The organism is Lysobacter antibioticus (assembly GCF_001442535.1).
Lineage (GTDB): Bacteria > Pseudomonadota > Gammaproteobacteria > Xanthomonadales > Xanthomonadaceae > Lysobacter > Lysobacter antibioticus.
On record NZ_CP013141.1, the window covers coordinates 3,160,205 to 3,176,513 of the forward strand.

Consider the following 16,309-nt stretch of genomic DNA (forward strand, 5'->3'; position numbering starts at 1 on the left):
TCGGTCGAGTTGCAACTGATCTGTTTTTTTATCCGAAATCTGATTCTACGACTTCTGATCCGGTCCGGGCAGAATGCCTCCCGTAGCAAGAGCACCCTCCGGACGCCCACCGCCATGAACCCGCAAGTCGAACTCAACCTGGCCCTGATCCTGTTCGTGCCGTGGTTTTCGATCCTGGCCTGGCTGTTCTGGGCCTATCCGCGCCAGCCGCGCGGCGGCGCCCGCACCGCCTTCGACAGCGCCAGCCTGATCCTCGCGACCCTGCTGGCCGGGTGGGGCATGCACTGGAGCATGCACAACGCCGACCCCAACGCCGGCGCCATCTGGAAGCAGGTGCTGGCCAGTTCGGTCGCCTACGGTCTGTTCCTGCTGGTCATGACCCTGGCCATCGTCGTGCGTTGGCGCTGGCTGCGCGCTCGTGCCGCGACCCATACCGCCGGGGACGCCGCTCAAGCGGACTCCCACCGAAACAGCACCCGCCCGCTCGCGGGCAAGGTCGAATCATGAAGATCCTGTTCGTCGCCGCCTTCCTTGGGGTGATCCTCTACAACCTGGGCGCCGGTCTGTACTACATGCTGGTGGACAAAGGCACCAGCAAGCGCACCGTCAATGCGCTGACGCGCCGCATCGTCTTGTCGATCGTGCTGATCGGCGTGGTCGTGGTCGGCATCGCCACCGGCGTGGTCGAACCGCACGGCGTCGGCGTTTAAGCCCGCTGCCCGCGCAGGCTAAGCTGGCGGCAAACCGCCGAAGAAGCCTGCGCGATGCCTCACGCCCGAATCGTTTCCAACGCCGACACCGCCGAGTACTACTTCGAAGAACGCTGCCACATCATCGAGTGGTGGAACTCCAGCGACGACCCGCAGGCCTCGATCGCGCGCGCCCGCGTCGAGCCCGGCGTCACCACCCGACTGCATCGTCTGCGCGACACCAGCGAGCGCTACGTCGTGCTCGGAGGCCGCGGCCGGGTCGAGGTCGGCGATCTGCCGCCGAGCATCGTCGGCCCCGGCGACGTCGTGGTGATTCCGCCGGGCGTTGCGCAACGCATCGCCAACCTCGGCGACAGCGATCTGTTGTTTCTGGCGATCTGCACGCCGCGTTTCGAGCCGGCCAACTACGAAGACATCGAGCCGGAGATCGCATGAGCACGACGGCGCCGACGCTCGGTTTGCGCGAACGCTACCTGGGCTGTCTGTTGGGCCTGGCCTGCGGCGATGCGGTCGGTACCACCGTCGAGTTCAGCGCGCGCGGCAGCTTCGCGCCGCTGACCGACATGGTCGGCGGCGGGCCGTTCGGGCTGCGCGCCGGGCAGTGGACCGACGACACCTCGATGGCCCTGTGCCTGGCCGCAAGCCTGATCTACCGCCGCGGTTTCGACGCGCGCGACCAGATGAACCGTTACTGCAACTGGCGCGAAGTTGGCTACATGAGCAGCAACGGCGAGTGCTTCGATATCGGTATGACGGTGAGCGCGGCGTTGACGCGCTTCATGACCGGCCATGGCCCCTTCGCCGGCGACACCGGCCCGCGCGCGGCCGGCAACGGCGCGCTGATGCGGCTCGCGCCGGTGCCGATGCTGTGGCGCCGGCATGCCCAGGCGACCCGGCACTATGCGGCCGAATCCACCCGCACCACCCATGGCGCCGCCGAGGCCCTGGATTGCTCGCGCCTGTTCGCGATGCAGTTGCGCGCCGCGCTGATGGGCGCCGGCAAGGAGGCGGTGCTGACCCCGGCGATGCCGCCGCCGGCGAGCCCCAAGGTGGCGGCGATCCACGCCCGCGAATACGCCGGCAAGCGCGACGACGCGATCGTCGGGTCGGGCTACAGCGTCGAATCGCTGGAGGCCGCGCTGTGGTGTTTCCTGCACAGCGACGACTACGAAACCGCGGTGCTGCGTGCGGCCAACCTTGGCGACGACGCCGACACCACCGCGGCGATCTGCGGCCAACTCGCCGGCGCGTTCTACGGCATCGGCGCGATCCCGTCGCGCTGGCTCGAACGCCTGACGATGCGCGAAGAGATCGCGGCGATGGCGGACGCCTTGCTGGCGTTGTCGGAGAGCGATGAGGTGGTGGCAGACGCGTGAGTGATGGGGGACGAGCAGGAGCAAATCCCCCTAACCCCCTTTTTCAGAGGGGAGACCTCTTTCGGATAGGTGCGATCGGTGTCGGTCGAGACATCCGGATCGTTTCACTCCTGGCTATCGATCCGATGCATTCCCCCCTTTGAAAAAAAGGGGGTGCCTTAGCCCGCCGAACCCCCTGGTCCAGCGAACGACTACTACCCTGCACCTTCAAGATATTCGGCGCGGTCTCGTAGATCGACTCGGCGTAGAAGAGATTCGCAACCTGTATAGATGGATGCCTCAAAGCGCGGGCCTGCGTACCGTCCAGTTCTGGCTTGCCTGCGTGCCGCAGGTCTGGACGGTCAGTTGCGCGCCGGCGGTCGATGCGGTCAGGCACAACCCCGACAAGTCGCTGCGCAGTTGGCTGCCGACCTGGTTCCACAATTGGTTGCGGCCGCCGTTGCAGGCGTAGACGATGACCGGCGAGCCGGGTGCGGTGCGGTGCTGTTCGACATCTAGGCAGAGGTCGGCCTGCAGGCGCAGACTGCGGTCGACGCCGTGCACCCAGGCCTGGTTTTCGCCGGTATGGCAGCCGTAACCGAGTGCGGGCACGTTGCTCGTCGTCGCGCCGCCCTTCGCGTCGATACACAGGTTGTTGCCGCTGACCACCGTGCCGCGCAGCGAATTGCCGATGGCGTTGACCTGGACACTGCCTACCGCGGTCTTGTCGACTCGGCTTGCGCAGGGCACGCTGACCTTGGTGCTGGAAACGCTGGCGACCGTCGTGCCGCCATTGCCGATCGGGAGCAGGAACTCCGCGTCCGAGTAGGGCTGGTTGTAGCAGTTCGACTTCGGCGAACTCCACTCGAAGTATTCGGTCCAGTTGACCATGCCCTTCGGAGAGAGCTGCGTGGAAGCGCTGCGGATGCTGCCCAGCTTGAACGAGCCGCCGCCGGTGAGATCGGTCACGGTCACGCCGAACCAGCGGTTGCCTTCGTGGGCGACGCGGAAGCGGTAGGTATGGCCGGCCGTCCACTCATGCGCCATACGACAGCTCTTGCCGACGCCTTCGCCGTCGAAGTTCAGACAGTAGCTGCCCGCGCTGCCGGCCTTGGCCTCGGTCGCGTCCCACACCGAGAACAGGAACATGCGCGACTTGCCGCCGTTGCTCTGCATGCCGGTGTAGCCGCCGGAGGGCGTTCCAACGAAAGCGAATTGATTGCTCCAATAGACGTTGGCGCGATAGCCGGGGTCGGTTTCGACGGTGATGCCGAAATCCACCGAGTCGAGCCCGCTGATCGCAGGATCGAAGGCGTAATTGGTATAGCTGCCGGGCGTGTCCCCGGCCGAGGCGCTTAGCGAGAGCAGCGATAGCAGTAGCAGGCTCCCCCAGCGTTGGATCGATCGCACTGTCTTCATGATGGTCTCCGATTGTGGGTACGCCATCCGGATGAACGGCGTTCGTGCAGCTCCGTTGCGGTGCGCTCCTTGCCGGCCGGAACGCGGCCGGTATTTCCATGCGACGAGCCGGGCGACAGGCAAGCCGAGTGCGCTGGCGGCCGCGCTGCGGTCGCCAGGGGTTTTCGTTGCTGCATGAAACTTGCCGGCCCGCCTACCTGCTTAGGAGCATTCCTTCGCGAGCGCCGGAGCGCCTACTTCCCGCGCGGCTTCAACGCATCCGGCGCGGTCTCGTAGACCGGGTCGGTCAGGCCTCGCAGGCTGCGCGCGCCGCCGCCTTCGACATCGAGCACGACCACTTCGTTGCGGCCCTTGCGCAACCAGGGAGCGGGCACGAACAGGGTCTGCTGCGGGCCGATCTTCCAGTAACGGCCGAGGTGATGGCCGTTGATCCACACATGGCCCTTGCCCCAGCCGCGGGTGTCCAGGAAGGTGCTGCCGACGCGCTCGAGTTCGAAGCCGCCGCGCCAGAACGCCGGGCCGGTCGGTGCGGTCTTGCTGGAGTAACGCAGGCCGCTCAGGTCGTTCAAGGGCAGCGGGTACATCGTCCAGTCGAACAGTTCCTGTTTGCCGACCGTCACCGAACGGGTGATGCCTTTGCGCTCTTCGTCCAGGCGCGTGCCGAAGTTGATCCGGCCCATGTTCTCGACGAGCAGATCGAGCCGCTCGCCCGGCTTCAGGCCGGTCGCCAGTTCGCGTTCGCCGAAGCGCCGGTCCAAAGTGCCCACAGGCTTGCCGTCGGCCAGCGCCACCGCGTAGTCGCGCACTTCGTCGACGACCAGCTTGCCGCTGGCGCCCTGCGGCACGGTATTGCGGTAGAGCACGAAGCCGTAGTTCTGATCGAGCGCTTCCATGGTCCGCGGCAGTTGCGCACGCATCGGCCGGCTCAGCACCGGCAGAGCGTCGAGCACGCTTACCGATTCGCGAAGCACGAACGGCGCGATCGCGATGGTCGGCGCGGCCGGTTCGGGAATCGGGGGCAGACTTTCGCCGGCTTCGAGATGACGCCCGATGACCTCGCGCAAGGCGTGGTATTTCGGCGTGATGCGGCCGGCTTCGTCGACCGGCGCGTCGTAGTCGTAGCTGGTGGTGTCGGGTTGGTACGGCATGTCGCGGCTGTAGTTCGCGCCTGCCATCCAGCCGAAGCTGGTGCCGCCGTGGAACATGTACAGGTTGAACGAGATGCCCTGGCCGAGAAACCAATCGACCGTGCTCGCCGCGCGCTCGGGCGGCGTGGTGTGGTGCTGCTCGCCCCAGTGGTCGAACCAGCCGGCCCAGTACTCGCCGACCATGCGCGGCCCCTGCGGGCGGAACGCCTTGAGGTGCTCGAACGAGGCCTTGGCGTCGGCGATATCGCCGTCGAAGTTGATCACCGCGGTGACGCCAGGCAGCGGCCCGCCTTCGAAATAATGCGGGCCGGCGCCGTCGGAGGTGAACAAGGGCAGGTCGAAACCGGCGCCGATCATCTGCCGTTTGATCGTTTCCATGTAATCGCGGTCGCGGCCGTAGGAGCCGTATTCGTTCTCGACCTGCATCATCAGGATCGGCCCGCCGCGCGTGCTCAGCAGCGGTGCGAGTTCCTCATGAGTGCGGCGCAGGTAGCGGTCGACCGCGCCGAGGAAGCGCGGGTCCATGCTGCGCACGCGCAGCCCCGGCGTGCGCAGCAGCCAGGCGGGAAAGCCGCCGAACTCCAGTTCGGTGCAGATGTAGGGCCCGGGGCGCACGATCACGTCCAGACCTTCCTCCTTCGCGGTGCGGATGAACGCAGCGACGTCGAGATTGCCGCTGAAGTCGAACCGCCCCGGTTCGGGCTCGTGCAGGTTCCAGAACACGTAGGTGGTGACCGTGTTGAGCCCCATCGCACGCGCCTGGCGCAGGCGCTCGCGCCAGAACTCGCGCGGAATGCGCGGGTAATGCATTTCGCCCGACCGGATCAGGTGCGGCTTGCCGTCGAGCAGGAAGCGGTCGCCTTCGATGGCGAAACGCGGCGCGGCGAAACTGCCCAGTGAAGCGAAGGCCAGCCCCAGGCCGAGCAGGGCGGCGGCGATGCGGTGACGGCGTGCGCGTTGGATCATGATCGGATTCCGTAGGTCGGCCGCCGCGCGGGTAGGAAGCGACCCGCGTAACCGGCGAAGGATGAGCGATACGATGAATGTTGCCTTACGGGTGCACGGCGTGGGCCGGCAGTTTTGCGATGGCCTGCTTCAATGCATGAATCTCCAGCGCCTGCTCGGCATACAGGCGCTTGAGCTCGGTGTTCTCGGCCTGCAGTTCCCGAAGCCTGGCCGTTTCGGCGACAGCCATGCCGCCGTACCTCGATTTCCAGTTGTAGTACGTGGGCACGCTGACTCCGTGCTTGCGGGCCAGGTCCTTGATCGCGATGCCGCTGTCGGTCTCCTTGAGAATCTCCACGATCTGCGCCTGGGTGAATCGACTCTTGCGCATTGAGCACCTCCTTCGGGCTTGTTCTGCGGCATGATTTCCCTGTGCCCAGTGTCGGTTCGGGCGACGGAAGCTTCTGAGCAAAGTCGCGCCGACCCACCCGTTTCCCGCAACGGGCGGGCCAGGATTATCGACTAGGCATCCGCCGTCACGGGTGGTAACCGATGAACTGCCACTGGTTGTTGTCGGTCGCCGTGGTCGGGAAATACCAGTACTGACTGCTGGTCTTCAGCCTGAAGTACTTGTCGCCCGACTTGAACACCGACCCCACGCGACCGTAACGGTTGTTCTCGCCCCATTGGTGAATGGTCATCTCGGGGACGGTTTCGGTCTTGCGGTAGTGACGGCCCTTGTAGGTCCAGAACTCGTTGCTGGTCTTGTCGACAGGAAAGTACTGCGCCCCCTTCTTGACCATGGTGAAATACTCGAGATCGCCGGTATTGGGGTTGTCGTAGTAGAAATAGTCGCCGACCGCGACGTGGGCCTCGTTGCGTTCGGCCCAGGTCCTCAGCGGTTGGTTTCGATGGTAGAGATCGTTGATGACGGGATAGCCCCGGCCGATCGACTGCCAGTCGGCATTCGACTGGCCTTGCGCCGGGAACGGGCCGTAGGCGCCGTTGTGTTTCGCGCGGTACAGGTAGGGGTAGTCGACGGAGAGATCGGCCGCGAAGTACATGCCGGCGGTGGCCTGCTTGTTGTACTGGCCCCATTCGTACAGCCCGCGGTACTGATTGCCTACCGCATTGACGGTGCCGTCGCCCTCGGCCCAGGAGATCGAGCCGTAGCCGGCATGCGTCATGCCCGGCAGCAGCCACGACGAGTCGCAGGGGTGCGGGCTGCCGTATGCGGTCCCGTTGAAACTGGCCAGGGCCGTGTCCTGGCCCCAATTGCCGCGCACGGGCGCAATGGTGGCGCGGGCGTGTCGAAGCGAGTAACACTGGTAAGGGTCGGCATAGAAATACTCGAGGAACATCCCATTTTCCTTGTGCAAGCCACCCCAGTTTGAGGGGACGCTGATCTGCCCCAGCACCTCGGCAGTACCGAGCGTCAGGTCGTACAGCGTCATCTGCCACCAGTCGCCGCCGTAACGCGGACTGGCTTCGGCCCGCATCCTGTACTGGTGCCCGACTTTCCAGGTGTATTGCCCCTTGATGCTGGAGCACGCGCCGAACTCGTAACAATCCACAGGTGGAAGGCGGTCGCCCATCGCGCCGGTTCCGTTCCAGATCGATACCAGCGCGCGCTTTTCTCCGCTCGCGCGCTGCAGGCCCCAGTAGCCGCCGTCCGCGTTATTGAACTTGATGTACTGCGCGAAGTAGACGTTCGAGGCGGAGTCGGTGTGCTCGGGGTACTGCTCGCCCGGATCCACGTCGATTCGCAGGAAGTAGTCCTTCACTTGCGGAGAAGGATTCGCCAAGACCCAGGTGCCCGCCGGAGTGGTCGCCGCCGCCGGCGGAGGCGCCGCGACGAGCAACAGACCGGCCAAGGCCGGTGCGGTGTACACGGAAAGGTTAGCCATGCGGGTGTCCTCATGATTCGGTGTTCGAAGAATGGGATGGGTGCAAGCTGGCGCCGGGCCGGCGTTACTTGAACTCGTAACGCAGCACCAGCGAGGTCGTCCGCGGCGCCTGATATTGGCTCGGAATCAGGAAGTTGATGTCGGGTACGACCGAGTTGTCGGCGTTGATGTCGGCGCTGAAGGTGTTGTAGCGGTCGGTGATGCCGCGGCGGTTGGTGAGGTTCTGTATGCCGAGGTCGAGGCTGAGCTTGTGATGTTCGCCGATGCTCAGGTCGTAGCCGACATTCAAGTCCAGCTGCCAGAACCAGGGCAGCCGTCCCATGGTTCCCGCCGGGGTGACGCCGACCGGGTCGGTCTTCGTGTCGCAGTAGTGTCCCCAGCTGCCCCAGTTGTACGACAGGCTGTCGACATCGGGTTTCAAGCCGAAGCAGGTGACCGGTTGCCCGGATTGCAGGTTGAGGATGCCGCCCACGCGCAGGCCGTTCTTGAAGTAGTAGACGCCGGACGCGGTGAGCTTGTGGCGCACATCGTTGATCAGGTTGCCGTTGGCGCCGAGGGTGATCTCGGGGAAGTCGTAGCGGCCGGTTTGCCCGATGTAACCCGCGTTATGGCCTTCCAGGTCGAGGAATCCGTTGTCGTTGCCGAACGAACGCGACCAGGTGTAGCTGAGGCCGAGATAGTAGGGCTCCTCGTCGCTGCGGTGGTGATTGAGGTCGAAGGTCAGGTGGATGTATTTGTTCTTGGGCTTCGGCAGGCCGAAGGCCGAAGCGGGCACCCGCAGCGATCGCAGCTTGCCGTCGCCGGCGAAATCGCGCAGCACGGTGACGTCTTCACCCGGGTTCACTTCGAAGCAGGCGATATCATCCGCCTCGTAATCCGGATAACCGTGGCTGTTCGCCCAGTCGACGATGCCCTTGTTGTAGCAAGTCTGGTTGATGACGCGCTTCAGCGTCGAGTATCCGAAATCGACTTGCCCGATCCAGTTGCCGGGCAGTTCCTTTTGCACGTAAGCCTGGAACTCGTCCCGGTAGGGCGCTTTCAGGTTGGTCGCGGACACTTCATGCGTCTGCGGCGGATTGCCGTCGCGCCCGGGAGGAACATAGGCCGAGCCTATCTGGGTGAGGCCGGTCGGCGCCTTGGTGACCGGGTCGATGCCGGTGTACCGATACCACTTGGTGGTCGTCGAGCGCGCCTGCGCCACGCCGAAGCTGAAGTTGGACGGCATCGACAGCGAGTACCTGCCCAGGTTCGCACCGACCTTGAGGCTGGAGTCGCCGTTGACGTCCCATGACAGGCCCAGTCGCGGCGAGTACATCGGGAACGAGAACAAGCGCCGTTCCAGGGCATCCTTGTTGACGTACTTGTCGTAGCGCAGGCCTGCGTAGACCATGACGCGATCGCTCAACTGCCAGTAGTCCTCGATATAGGCGGCCTGGTTGACCGAGAACATCCGGCCGAACTCGCGATTGAGGAAATGCTGCACGTACTTGCCGTTGACCCGCTCGCCGTTCTGCAGCTGGACGGTGTTCGGCCGGTCGTAATAGGTGTACCAGCCGGCGAAGGGCGTATGCCAGTCCTGGCCGAGGTAGTGCACGTAATGCTCCAGGCCGAACACGATCTTGTGATCCTGGACGTTCCAGGTCAGATCGCCTTTGTAGCCGCGGCGCCAATAGTCGTCCGGACGAAAATTGACGGTGCGATCGTTCGCGCCGATGTTGACGGTCTTCTGGGTGGTGCTGTTGTACTCGTCGACATAGGGAATGTCTTCCGAGCCGTGGGCGCGATCGTTGATCTGGCCCAGATAGCCGCCCATCAGCCGGAGTTGCAGGTCGTCGGTGATGTTCCAGTGGTAGTTGCCGATCAGCATCCGCTGGCGGGCCGGGGAATGCGAGCTTTGCGAGAACGCGACCCGATCGGTGGTGTAGTTGCCTTTCAGCAAATACGTGTCCGTATCCGATTCGCTCCAGTCGCGCGAGCCGATCAGGTTGAAAGTCTGATCGTCGTTGATGTTCCAGGTCAGGTTCACCAACGCATTCTTGTTGCTGCTGGTCGTGGTCGTCGCGCGGTTGATGGTGTAGCGGTAGCTCTTCCAGGGCGAGGTCTTGCCCAGCAGGACGAAGGCGAACAGCTTGTCCTTGATCAACGCGCCCGAACCCCAGGCGTACTGCGTCGCGCTCGAATCCCGGTGATTGTTGGACACGTACTTGTAGTAGGAGTCGTCGCCACCGTAGATGTCCTTCTCGCGCGGGTTCAGCAGGCGCGACGTCGGCGGCGTCAGGTACAGCGAATAGCCTGCGCGGAAGCTGTTGCTGCCCTGGCGAACCGTCTGCGCCATGATGCCCCCGGTGGCGTTGGTCCATGAGGCGCCGAAGCTGCCCGCGAGCACTTCGGTGTCCTGGATGGCTTCCCGCGGCAGGCGGTTGGAGCCGAGCGAGGTGCGGTCGTTGGTCGTATCGAACTCGTTCAAGTAATAGCGGTTCTCGGCCGGCGAGGCGCCGCCGAGCTGCACCAGGCCGGTGGTGTTGGAGTCGTGGCGTGCGTTCGAGCGCAGCAGGGCGATGCGTTCGGGAGTCGCCGACGGAGGCAGGGGCAGGCCGTTGATGAGTTCGCGGCTGTAGTGATTGGTCAGTTCGGGGGTCGACACGTCGATCGGCGTGACCTCGGTCGCCATCGAGGTGCCGGTCACCACGACGGTGTCGAGTTCGGTGGCCGCGTTCTGCGCGCTCGCCGCGGCCACGGCGGTATCGCTGTTCGGCCGCACGCTGATCCGGCTCTCGGAGACGAGCTGGCCATCGCGACTGATCTTTACCGTGTAACCGCCGGGGTTGAGGCCGGAAGCGGTGTAGCGGCCGTTCGCATCCACTTTGAGTTCTCTGCGAAAGCCCGTCTCCGGGTTTTCGACGAGCACGCTCACTTGCCCCTGGGTCGGCGCATATCCGTACAGGCCGCCGGTGATCGATTGCGCGTGCGCGCCATTCGCGGCGGCCAGAACCGCCGCCAGCCCCCAGGCCAGCCGGGACCGCTTGATCTGCGCGCGGTATGGGTTGTTTCGCTGCTGCAACTTCATTGCGTCCCCCTCAGGACCGGACTACTAGTATTTGTCATATATAAGTACATATAATTCTTGAGTCAAGTGCCGCCCATCGCCGTTTTCGCCCGTCTATTCCCGGCGAAATGTGCTTTTTTACTCATCGCGTGCCGGAAGCGCTCGATGCTGCGTGGCACCATCGGCAGGTCGTTGTGTCTGCGGCGTCGTGCGCTCGCGACGGATGACGCGTTGCGCGTTGCGACGGCCGCGGACCGGCGAGCGCGCTCGCCCGCCCGTTGCGATGCGCGTACGACGACCTTCGCGGCGCGATGCGGCGAGGCCGGCACGGACGATGCGAAGCCCGCGACCCGGTGTGTTAGCGTTGTCGACCGTTACTCATGCGCGCGACGCCGGTCGCGTGCGGCCGCATTCCAGGGACATTGGACGTTGAAGGCCGTTTTGATGAAGCCTGCTTTGATGAAGCCCGTTTCCATTCGCAATTTGCACAGCCACGTGGTCCAGGAACTGGGCAGGCGCATCGTCGGCGGCGAATTGAAGCCGGGTGAATTGCTGCCGCGCGAGGAAATGCTCGCCGAGCAGATGACGATCAGCCGCACCGCGTTGCGCGAGTCGTTGAAGGTGCTCACCTCCAAGGGCTTGATCGAGACGAGGCAGAAGACCGGCACGCGCGTGCGTGAGACGCGCTACTGGAACCAGCTCGATGCCGATGTGCTCGCCTGGCGCTGCGAATCGATGCCGACGCAGGATTTCGTGCACAAGCTTGCCGAGATGCGCGAGATCATCGAACCCGCGGCGGCCGCGGCCGCGGCCAAGCGCCGGGACAGGAGGCAATTGGCGCGGATCAAAGGCGCGTATGCGGCGATGGAGGCGGCCAATAATCTGGACGCCTGGACCAAGGCCGACTTGGAGTTCCATCAAAGCGTGCTGGAAGCGACCAACAACGAATTGATGGTGTCGTTGTTCTCGGTCATCGAGACCGCGCTGGCGACCTATTTCTCGTTGTCGGCGAGCCGGGTGGTGGATTTCAAGTACTCGTTGCCGCAGCATTTCGCCGTGCTCGAAGCGATTCGCTTGCAGCAGGCCGGCAAGGCGCGCGATGCGATGCTCGGGATCGTCGACGACTCGCGGACGAACCTCAGCCGCATGAAACGCTAGCGGCGCCGGCAAGCCGACGCGTGTCGACCGCGGCTACAGCCTCGCCAGCCGGCCGCCGCTGACTTCCAGGCCGGTTCCGGTGACGAACCGGGCTTCATCGGACGCCAGGAACAACACCGCGCCGGCGACGTCGTCCGGGGTGCCGATGTCCTGGGCCGAGAGGACCTCGGCGCCCGATTCCAGATTGGGGTTGGACCACAGCATCGGGGTGTCGATGGCTCCGGGGAGTACCGCGTTCGCGCGCAGGCCTTTCGCGGCGCCTTCGATCGCCGCACTGCGGGTCAGCGACAGCAAGGCGGCTTTGGCCGCCGCATAGGGCGCCACCAGCGGCGTCGTCATCGAGGCGTGGACGCTGGCGATGTTGACCATCGCGCCGCCCGGCGCGGCATGCCGCAGCCATTCGCGGGTGAAGTACACCGGCCCGAGCAGATTGACGCCGAGCAGTCGCCGCCAGTCTTCGCCGTCGAAGGCTTCGAGCGGCTTGAACAGCATCAGTCCCGCGGTGTTGACCACGATGTCGAGCTCGCCGAGGGAGTCGCGCACGCGCGCGCAGGCGGCCTGGACCTGATCTTCGGCGGACACGTCGCAGCACAGCGCGATGGCCTGGGCGGCGCCGGCGGCGCGGCAGGCGGCGGCCGCTTCGGCATCGCGATCGGGGCGGAAGTCGAGCAGGGCGAGGTTGGCGCCCTCCGCGGCGAAGCGTTTGGCGCAGGCCAGGCCGATGCCGCCCAGCCCGCCGGTGATCAGCACGTTGCGGTTGTCGAAACGTCGCGCGAATTTCACCATTCCCGGATGCTCCCATCGACGCCGCGCCAGATTGGATTGCGCCAAGTATGCGGAATGCGCGCGGCCTCGCGCACCCTGGTTTCGTCGATCTCGATGCCCAGGCCCGGGCCGGACAGCACCTCGACGTAGCCTTCGTGGATGTCGAACACCTGCGGGTTGCTCAGATAGGTCAGCAGGTCGTAGTCCGCGCTGTTGTAGTGGATGCCGAGCGACATCTCCTGGATCACGAAGTTCGGTGTGGCGGTGGCCAGCTGGAAGCAGGCCGCGAGCGCGAGCGGGCCGAGCGGGCAGTGCGGGGCGATGGCGACGTCGTAGGCTTCGGCCATGGCCGCGATGCGCCGGCATTCGGAAATCCCGCCGGCGTGGCTCAAATCGGGCTGCAGGATGTCGACCGATGCCGCCTGCAGGAACGGCTTGAAATCCCAGCGGCTGTAGAGCCGTTCGCCTATCGCGATCGGCAATTTGGTGAATTGCGCGAGCTGGGTCAGCACCTCGGGATGCTCCGACAGTACCGGCTCTTCGATGAAAAGCGGGCTGAGCGGTTCCAACGCGCTGATCAGCGTGCGCGCCATCGGCTTGTGCACTCGGCCGTGGAAGTCGAGGCCGACGTCCAACCCGAGCGCGCGCACGGCCGCGACGCGTTCGAGCACCGGGTCCAGGTCGCGCGGGCGGGCCAGCCAATCCAGGTCCTCGGTGGCATTCATCTTGACCGCGGTGAAGCCCTGTTGTTGGCGGACGCGACTGGCCTGCTCGACCTCGGCGGGGCGGTCGCCGCCGACCCAGGCATAGACGGCGATGCGATCGCGCACCTTGCCTCCGAGGAGTTGCCAGACCGGAATCCCCAGGCGTCTGCCCAGCAAGTCCCACAGCGCGTGGTCCAGGCCGGCCAGGGCCGACATCAGCACCGGGCCGCCGCGGTAGAAGCCCAGTCGGTAGGCGACCTGCCATATGTCCTCGATGCGGTTCGCATCCGCGCCGATGAAGCGGTCGCGAAGCGCTTCGTATGCGCCCTCGACGGCTTCGGCATGGCCTTCCAGACTCGCCTCCCCCCATCCCACCGCGCCATCGCTCGTCTCGACGCGTACGAACAGCCAGCGCGGCGGCACGCGGAAGGTTTCGATCCGGACGATGGTGCTCATAGGCAACAGGGCGAGGTGATGGACAGGTTGTAGTTTTATCATATATAAGTACTTTAAGCCATCGCGACGGCCGCAACGACGCAAGGCTCCAGGGCTGGTTCGTATACGCAAGCCACGCACGCTGTCTGGGGTTTTTTGCTGGCATGCGCCGCGCGGCATGGCGCCGCGGCGGAGCGAATCGCTCGCAGCAGCACGCTGCGGCATCGCGGATGCGGTGCCCGTTCGACCACGTAGGCCGGAGCAAGGATCACGATGTCGTCCAAACGCGAAACAACGCCATTCGTCGTAGCGATCCTGCGAGGCATCGCGCCCAGGGAGGTGCTGGCGATCGCTGAGGCGCTGGTGACGCGCGGCGTCGGCGCCATCGAGGTGCCGCTCAACTCGCCCGAGCCCTTCGTCAGCATCGAATTGTTGCAGCGGGCGTTCGGAGGCGACTGCCTGTGCGGCGCCGGCACCGTCCTCGACCTGGGGCAAGTCGAGCGGCTGCATGCGGCCGGGGGGCGCTTGCTGGTCGCGCCGAACACCAATGCCGCGGTCATACGGCGAGCGCTGGAGTTGGGGCTGGTGCCGATGCCGGGTGTCGGCAGCGTCAGCGAAGCCTTCGAGGCGATCGCCGCGGGGGCCGATATGCTCAAGCTGTTCCCCGCTTCGACCTATGGCCCGGGCCATGTGCGCGCATTGCGCGCCGTGCTCCCGCAAGGAGTGAGGATATGCGCGGTCGGAGGGGTGGATGAGCGCAACGCCGCGCAGTGGCGCCACGCCGGCGTCGACGGCTATGGTCTCGGCAGCGGTCTGTACCGGCCCGGCATGACCGCGGAGGAGGTCGGCCGGCGCGCCGATGCCTTCTTCGAGGCGGCCGCCGCGGGCGACGAACGGGCAAAGGCGGTGGGCGCATGAAGCTGTCGACGATCGATCTGGTCATCATCGGCGTGTACGCCGTTGTTATTTTCGGCCTGGCGCATTGGGTCGCACGCGAAAAGCACGGACAGCGCAAGAGCAGCAACGACTACTTTCTCGCCTCGCGGTCGCTGCCGTGGTGGGCGATCGGCGCCTCGTTGATCGCGGCGAACATCTCGGCCGAGCAAATCATCGGCATGTCCGGCTCCGGCTATGCGCTGGGCCTGGCGATCGCGTCGTACGAATGGATGGCGGCGGCGACGCTGCTGATCGTCGGCAAATGGATCCTGCCGATATTCCTGCATAACCGCATCGCCACGATGCCGCAGTTCCTCGAGCAACGCTACGGACCGTCGATCCGCAACCTGATGGCGGTGTTCTGGCTCGCGCTGTACGTGTTCGTGAACCTGACCTCCATCGCCTGGCTGGGGTCGATCGCGGTCAGCAAGATCGCCGGAATCGACCAGGGTCTGGCGCTGTACCTGTTGGCTGGGTTCGCCCTGCTGTATCAACTGTATGGCGGCCTCAAGGCAGTAGCGTTGACCGACATCGTGCAAGTCGCCCTGCTGGTGGCGGGAGGTCTGTTGGTCTCCGGGCTCACCCTCGGCAAGATCGGCGGCGACTCGGGGATCGGCGGCGGCTTCCGCCTACTGGTCGAACGCGCGCCCGAGCATTTCCACATGATTCTGGCGCCGGACAGTCCCTACTACCAGGACTTGCCGGGGTTGTCGGTGCTGATAGGCGGGATGTGGCTGGCCAACCTGAGCTACTGGGGCTTCAATCAGTACATCATCCAGCGCGCGCTCGCCGCGCGCGATCTGGACCAGGCGCAGAAGGGCATCATATTCGCCGCCTTCCTGAAGCTGTTGATGCCGGTCATCATCGTGCTGCCCGGCATCGCCGCGGTCATGCTGGCGCCGGGTCTGTCCAAGCCCGACGAAGCCTATCCGACGATGATGCAGCTGTTGCCGCCCGGCGTGCTCGGGTTGGTGTTCGCCGCACTGATCGCCGCGGTGGTGTCCAGCATGGCATCGAAGATCAATTCGATCGCGACGATCTTCACTCTGGATTTGTTCGACAAGCATTGGTCGGGCGCGGACCGCGCCGACGAACCCGCGCGCCAGCGTCGGCTGGTCCGGGTCGGCCGCATCGTGGCCACCGTCGCGGTGATCGTCGCTGCGATCACCGCCCGGCCGTTGCTGGGCAAGTCGGATCAGGCGTTCCAGTTCATCCAGGAGTTCACCGGTTTCTTCACCCCGGGGATCACGGTGATTTTCCTGCTGGGTCTGTTCTGGAAGCGCGCGAACGAGGCCGGCGCGATCGCCGCGGCGATAAGCTCAGTAGCGTGTTCGTATCTGTTCAAGATCCTCTGGCCGGCGCTGCCGTTCCTCGACCGCATGGGGCTGGTGTTCCTGCTGACGGCGCCGCTGGCGATGTCGGTGTCGTGGCTGGTCGGGTCCCGTGCCGGGTCGAACCGCATCGAGGTCGAGACGGTCGGCTTCCGCACCAGTGCCGGCTTCAACGTGGCGGCGTTGGCGGTGGTCGCGATACTCGTGGCGCTTTACGCCACCTGGTGGTAGACGGCGGTCGGTCTTCCCGATCGCGCTCGACGTGCTGGCCGCCCGTCAAGGGCGTGCCAGCGCGGTCTGTCCGCGTCCGGCGCAGACCATGGCGTCCGTGCCCGGCTCTGATCGCCGCCGTTCCGTGCCGGCGCGAGTGCCCGGGGCGTGCAGGCATGAGAAACTGCGGCCTGCTCGGACTAGGTAAGCTTCGCCATCGTCGATGGTGCGCATGCAACC

General features: G+C 65.3%; 14 protein-coding genes. 7 read left to right on the top strand and 7 right to left on the bottom strand.

The features are described 5' to 3' along the window. The first annotated feature begins 114 nt into the window (after nucleotides 1–114). The 4 genes from GLA29479_RS12860 to GLA29479_RS12875 are packed head-to-tail and all read left to right on the top strand — an operon-like array spanning nucleotide 115 to nucleotide 2,086. Nucleotides 115–507, top strand: coding sequence for a hypothetical protein (locus GLA29479_RS12860; RefSeq protein WP_187308465.1), 393 nt, complete (start codon nucleotides 115–117; stop codon nucleotides 505–507). Further along, nucleotides 504–710 carry a twin transmembrane helix small protein gene (locus tag GLA29479_RS12865; RefSeq protein ID WP_057971819.1) on the top strand — a complete coding sequence of 69 codons (207 nt, stop codon included), beginning with the start codon at nucleotides 504–506 and terminating at the stop codon, nucleotides 708–710. Before GLA29479_RS12860 ends, GLA29479_RS12865 begins: the two co-directional genes overlap by 4 nt. Before the next feature lie 54 nt (nucleotides 711–764). Then, nucleotides 765–1,145 (top strand): cupin domain-containing protein, encoded by a 381-nt coding sequence (locus GLA29479_RS12870; protein WP_057971820.1) that lies wholly within the window; start codon nucleotides 765–767, stop codon nucleotides 1,143–1,145. Then, entirely contained in the window at nucleotides 1,142–2,086 is a 945-nt protein-coding gene (locus GLA29479_RS12875) for an ADP-ribosylglycohydrolase family protein (protein ID WP_057971821.1), read from the top strand. The genes GLA29479_RS12870 and GLA29479_RS12875 overlap by 4 nt, the downstream gene beginning before the upstream one ends. Before the next feature lie 279 nt (nucleotides 2,087–2,365). On the opposite strand, the gene GLA29479_RS12880 is transcribed toward GLA29479_RS12875, so the two are convergent. From GLA29479_RS12880 to GLA29479_RS12900, 5 genes are all read right to left on the bottom strand, one after another. Continuing rightward, nucleotides 2,366–3,484 carry an RICIN domain-containing protein gene (locus tag GLA29479_RS12880; protein WP_057971822.1) on the bottom strand — a complete coding sequence of 373 codons (1,119 nt, stop codon included), beginning with the start codon at nucleotides 3,482–3,484 and terminating at the stop codon, nucleotides 2,366–2,368. 233 nt (nucleotides 3,485–3,717) lie between these two features. Continuing rightward, on the bottom strand, nucleotides 3,718–5,598 hold the full coding sequence (locus tag GLA29479_RS12885; RefSeq protein WP_057971823.1) for a glycoside hydrolase family 35 protein: 1,881 nt from the start codon (nucleotides 5,596–5,598) through the stop codon (nucleotides 3,718–3,720). Nucleotides 5,599–5,683: 85 nt separating this feature from the next. Further along, on the bottom strand, nucleotides 5,684–5,968 hold the full coding sequence (locus GLA29479_RS12890) for a transposase (RefSeq protein ID WP_057971824.1): 285 nt from the start codon (nucleotides 5,966–5,968) through the stop codon (nucleotides 5,684–5,686). A gap of 145 nt (nucleotides 5,969–6,113) precedes the next feature. Then, entirely contained in the window at nucleotides 6,114–7,484 is a 1,371-nt protein-coding gene (locus GLA29479_RS12895; RefSeq protein ID WP_057971825.1) for a hypothetical protein, read from the bottom strand. Nucleotides 7,485–7,548: 64 nt separating this feature from the next. Next, nucleotides 7,549–10,551, bottom strand: a complete 3,003-nt coding sequence (locus GLA29479_RS12900; protein WP_057971826.1) for a TonB-dependent receptor — start codon at nucleotides 10,549–10,551, stop codon at nucleotides 7,549–7,551. Between the two features lie 144 nt (nucleotides 10,552–10,695). Here GLA29479_RS12900 and GLA29479_RS12905 point away from each other — a divergent pair, with 144 nt between their 5' ends. Continuing rightward, the gene (locus tag GLA29479_RS12905) at nucleotides 10,696–11,688 is read left to right on the top strand and encodes a FadR/GntR family transcriptional regulator (protein ID WP_248842732.1); all 993 of its coding nucleotides are present in this window, start codon (nucleotides 10,696–10,698) and stop codon (nucleotides 11,686–11,688) included. A 33-nt stretch (nucleotides 11,689–11,721) separates the two neighbouring features. Here the strand turns inward: GLA29479_RS12905 and GLA29479_RS12910 are convergent, their stop codons facing one another. Together GLA29479_RS12910 and dgoD are read right to left on the bottom strand one after the other, a co-directional pair. Next, nucleotides 11,722–12,474, bottom strand: a complete 753-nt coding sequence (locus GLA29479_RS12910) for an SDR family NAD(P)-dependent oxidoreductase (protein WP_057971828.1) — start codon at nucleotides 12,472–12,474, stop codon at nucleotides 11,722–11,724. Then, on the bottom strand, nucleotides 12,468–13,613 hold the full coding sequence (gene dgoD / locus GLA29479_RS12915; RefSeq protein WP_057971829.1) for a galactonate dehydratase: 1,146 nt from the start codon (nucleotides 13,611–13,613) through the stop codon (nucleotides 12,468–12,470). Before dgoD ends, GLA29479_RS12910 begins: the two co-directional genes overlap by 7 nt. 252 nt (nucleotides 13,614–13,865) lie before the next feature. On the opposite strand from dgoD, the gene GLA29479_RS12920 reads away from it, so the two are divergent. Both GLA29479_RS12920 and GLA29479_RS12925 read left to right on the top strand, forming a co-directional pair. Further along, on the top strand, nucleotides 13,866–14,510 hold the full coding sequence (locus GLA29479_RS12920; protein ID WP_057971830.1) for a 2-dehydro-3-deoxy-6-phosphogalactonate aldolase: 645 nt from the start codon (nucleotides 13,866–13,868) through the stop codon (nucleotides 14,508–14,510). Further along, complete coding sequence (locus GLA29479_RS12925) at nucleotides 14,507–16,090, top strand: sodium:solute symporter family transporter (RefSeq protein ID WP_057971831.1); 1,584 nt, start codon at nucleotides 14,507–14,509, stop codon at nucleotides 16,088–16,090. Before GLA29479_RS12920 ends, GLA29479_RS12925 begins: the two co-directional genes overlap by 4 nt. The last annotated feature ends 219 nt before the right edge of the window (nucleotides 16,091–16,309 follow it).

Coding starts and splice junctions, on each gene's coding strand:
- GLA29479_RS12860 (WP_187308465.1), top strand. CDS start 115: ATGAACCCGCAAGTCGAACTCAACCTGGCCCTGATCCTGTTCGTGCCG.
- GLA29479_RS12865 (WP_057971819.1), top strand. CDS start 504: ATGAAGATCCTGTTCGTCGCCGCCTTCCTTGGGGTGATCCTCTACAAC.
- GLA29479_RS12870 (WP_057971820.1), top strand. CDS start 765: ATGCCTCACGCCCGAATCGTTTCCAACGCCGACACCGCCGAGTACTAC.
- GLA29479_RS12875 (WP_057971821.1), top strand. CDS start 1,142: ATGAGCACGACGGCGCCGACGCTCGGTTTGCGCGAACGCTACCTGGGC.
- GLA29479_RS12880 (WP_057971822.1), bottom strand. CDS start 3,484: ATGAAGACAGTGCGATCGATCCAACGCTGGGGGAGCCTGCTACTGCTA.
- GLA29479_RS12885 (WP_057971823.1), bottom strand. CDS start 5,598: ATGATCCAACGCGCACGCCGTCACCGCATCGCCGCCGCCCTGCTCGGC.
- GLA29479_RS12890 (WP_057971824.1), bottom strand. CDS start 5,968: ATGCGCAAGAGTCGATTCACCCAGGCGCAGATCGTGGAGATTCTCAAG.
- GLA29479_RS12895 (WP_057971825.1), bottom strand. CDS start 7,484: ATGGCTAACCTTTCCGTGTACACCGCACCGGCCTTGGCCGGTCTGTTG.
- GLA29479_RS12900 (WP_057971826.1), bottom strand. CDS start 10,551: ATGAAGTTGCAGCAGCGAAACAACCCATACCGCGCGCAGATCAAGCGG.
- GLA29479_RS12905 (WP_248842732.1), top strand. CDS start 10,696: ATGCTGCGTGGCACCATCGGCAGGTCGTTGTGTCTGCGGCGTCGTGCG.
- GLA29479_RS12910 (WP_057971828.1), bottom strand. CDS start 12,474: ATGGTGAAATTCGCGCGACGTTTCGACAACCGCAACGTGCTGATCACC.
- dgoD (WP_057971829.1), bottom strand. CDS start 13,613: ATGAGCACCATCGTCCGGATCGAAACCTTCCGCGTGCCGCCGCGCTGG.
- GLA29479_RS12920 (WP_057971830.1), top strand. CDS start 13,866: ATGTCGTCCAAACGCGAAACAACGCCATTCGTCGTAGCGATCCTGCGA.
- GLA29479_RS12925 (WP_057971831.1), top strand. CDS start 14,507: ATGAAGCTGTCGACGATCGATCTGGTCATCATCGGCGTGTACGCCGTT.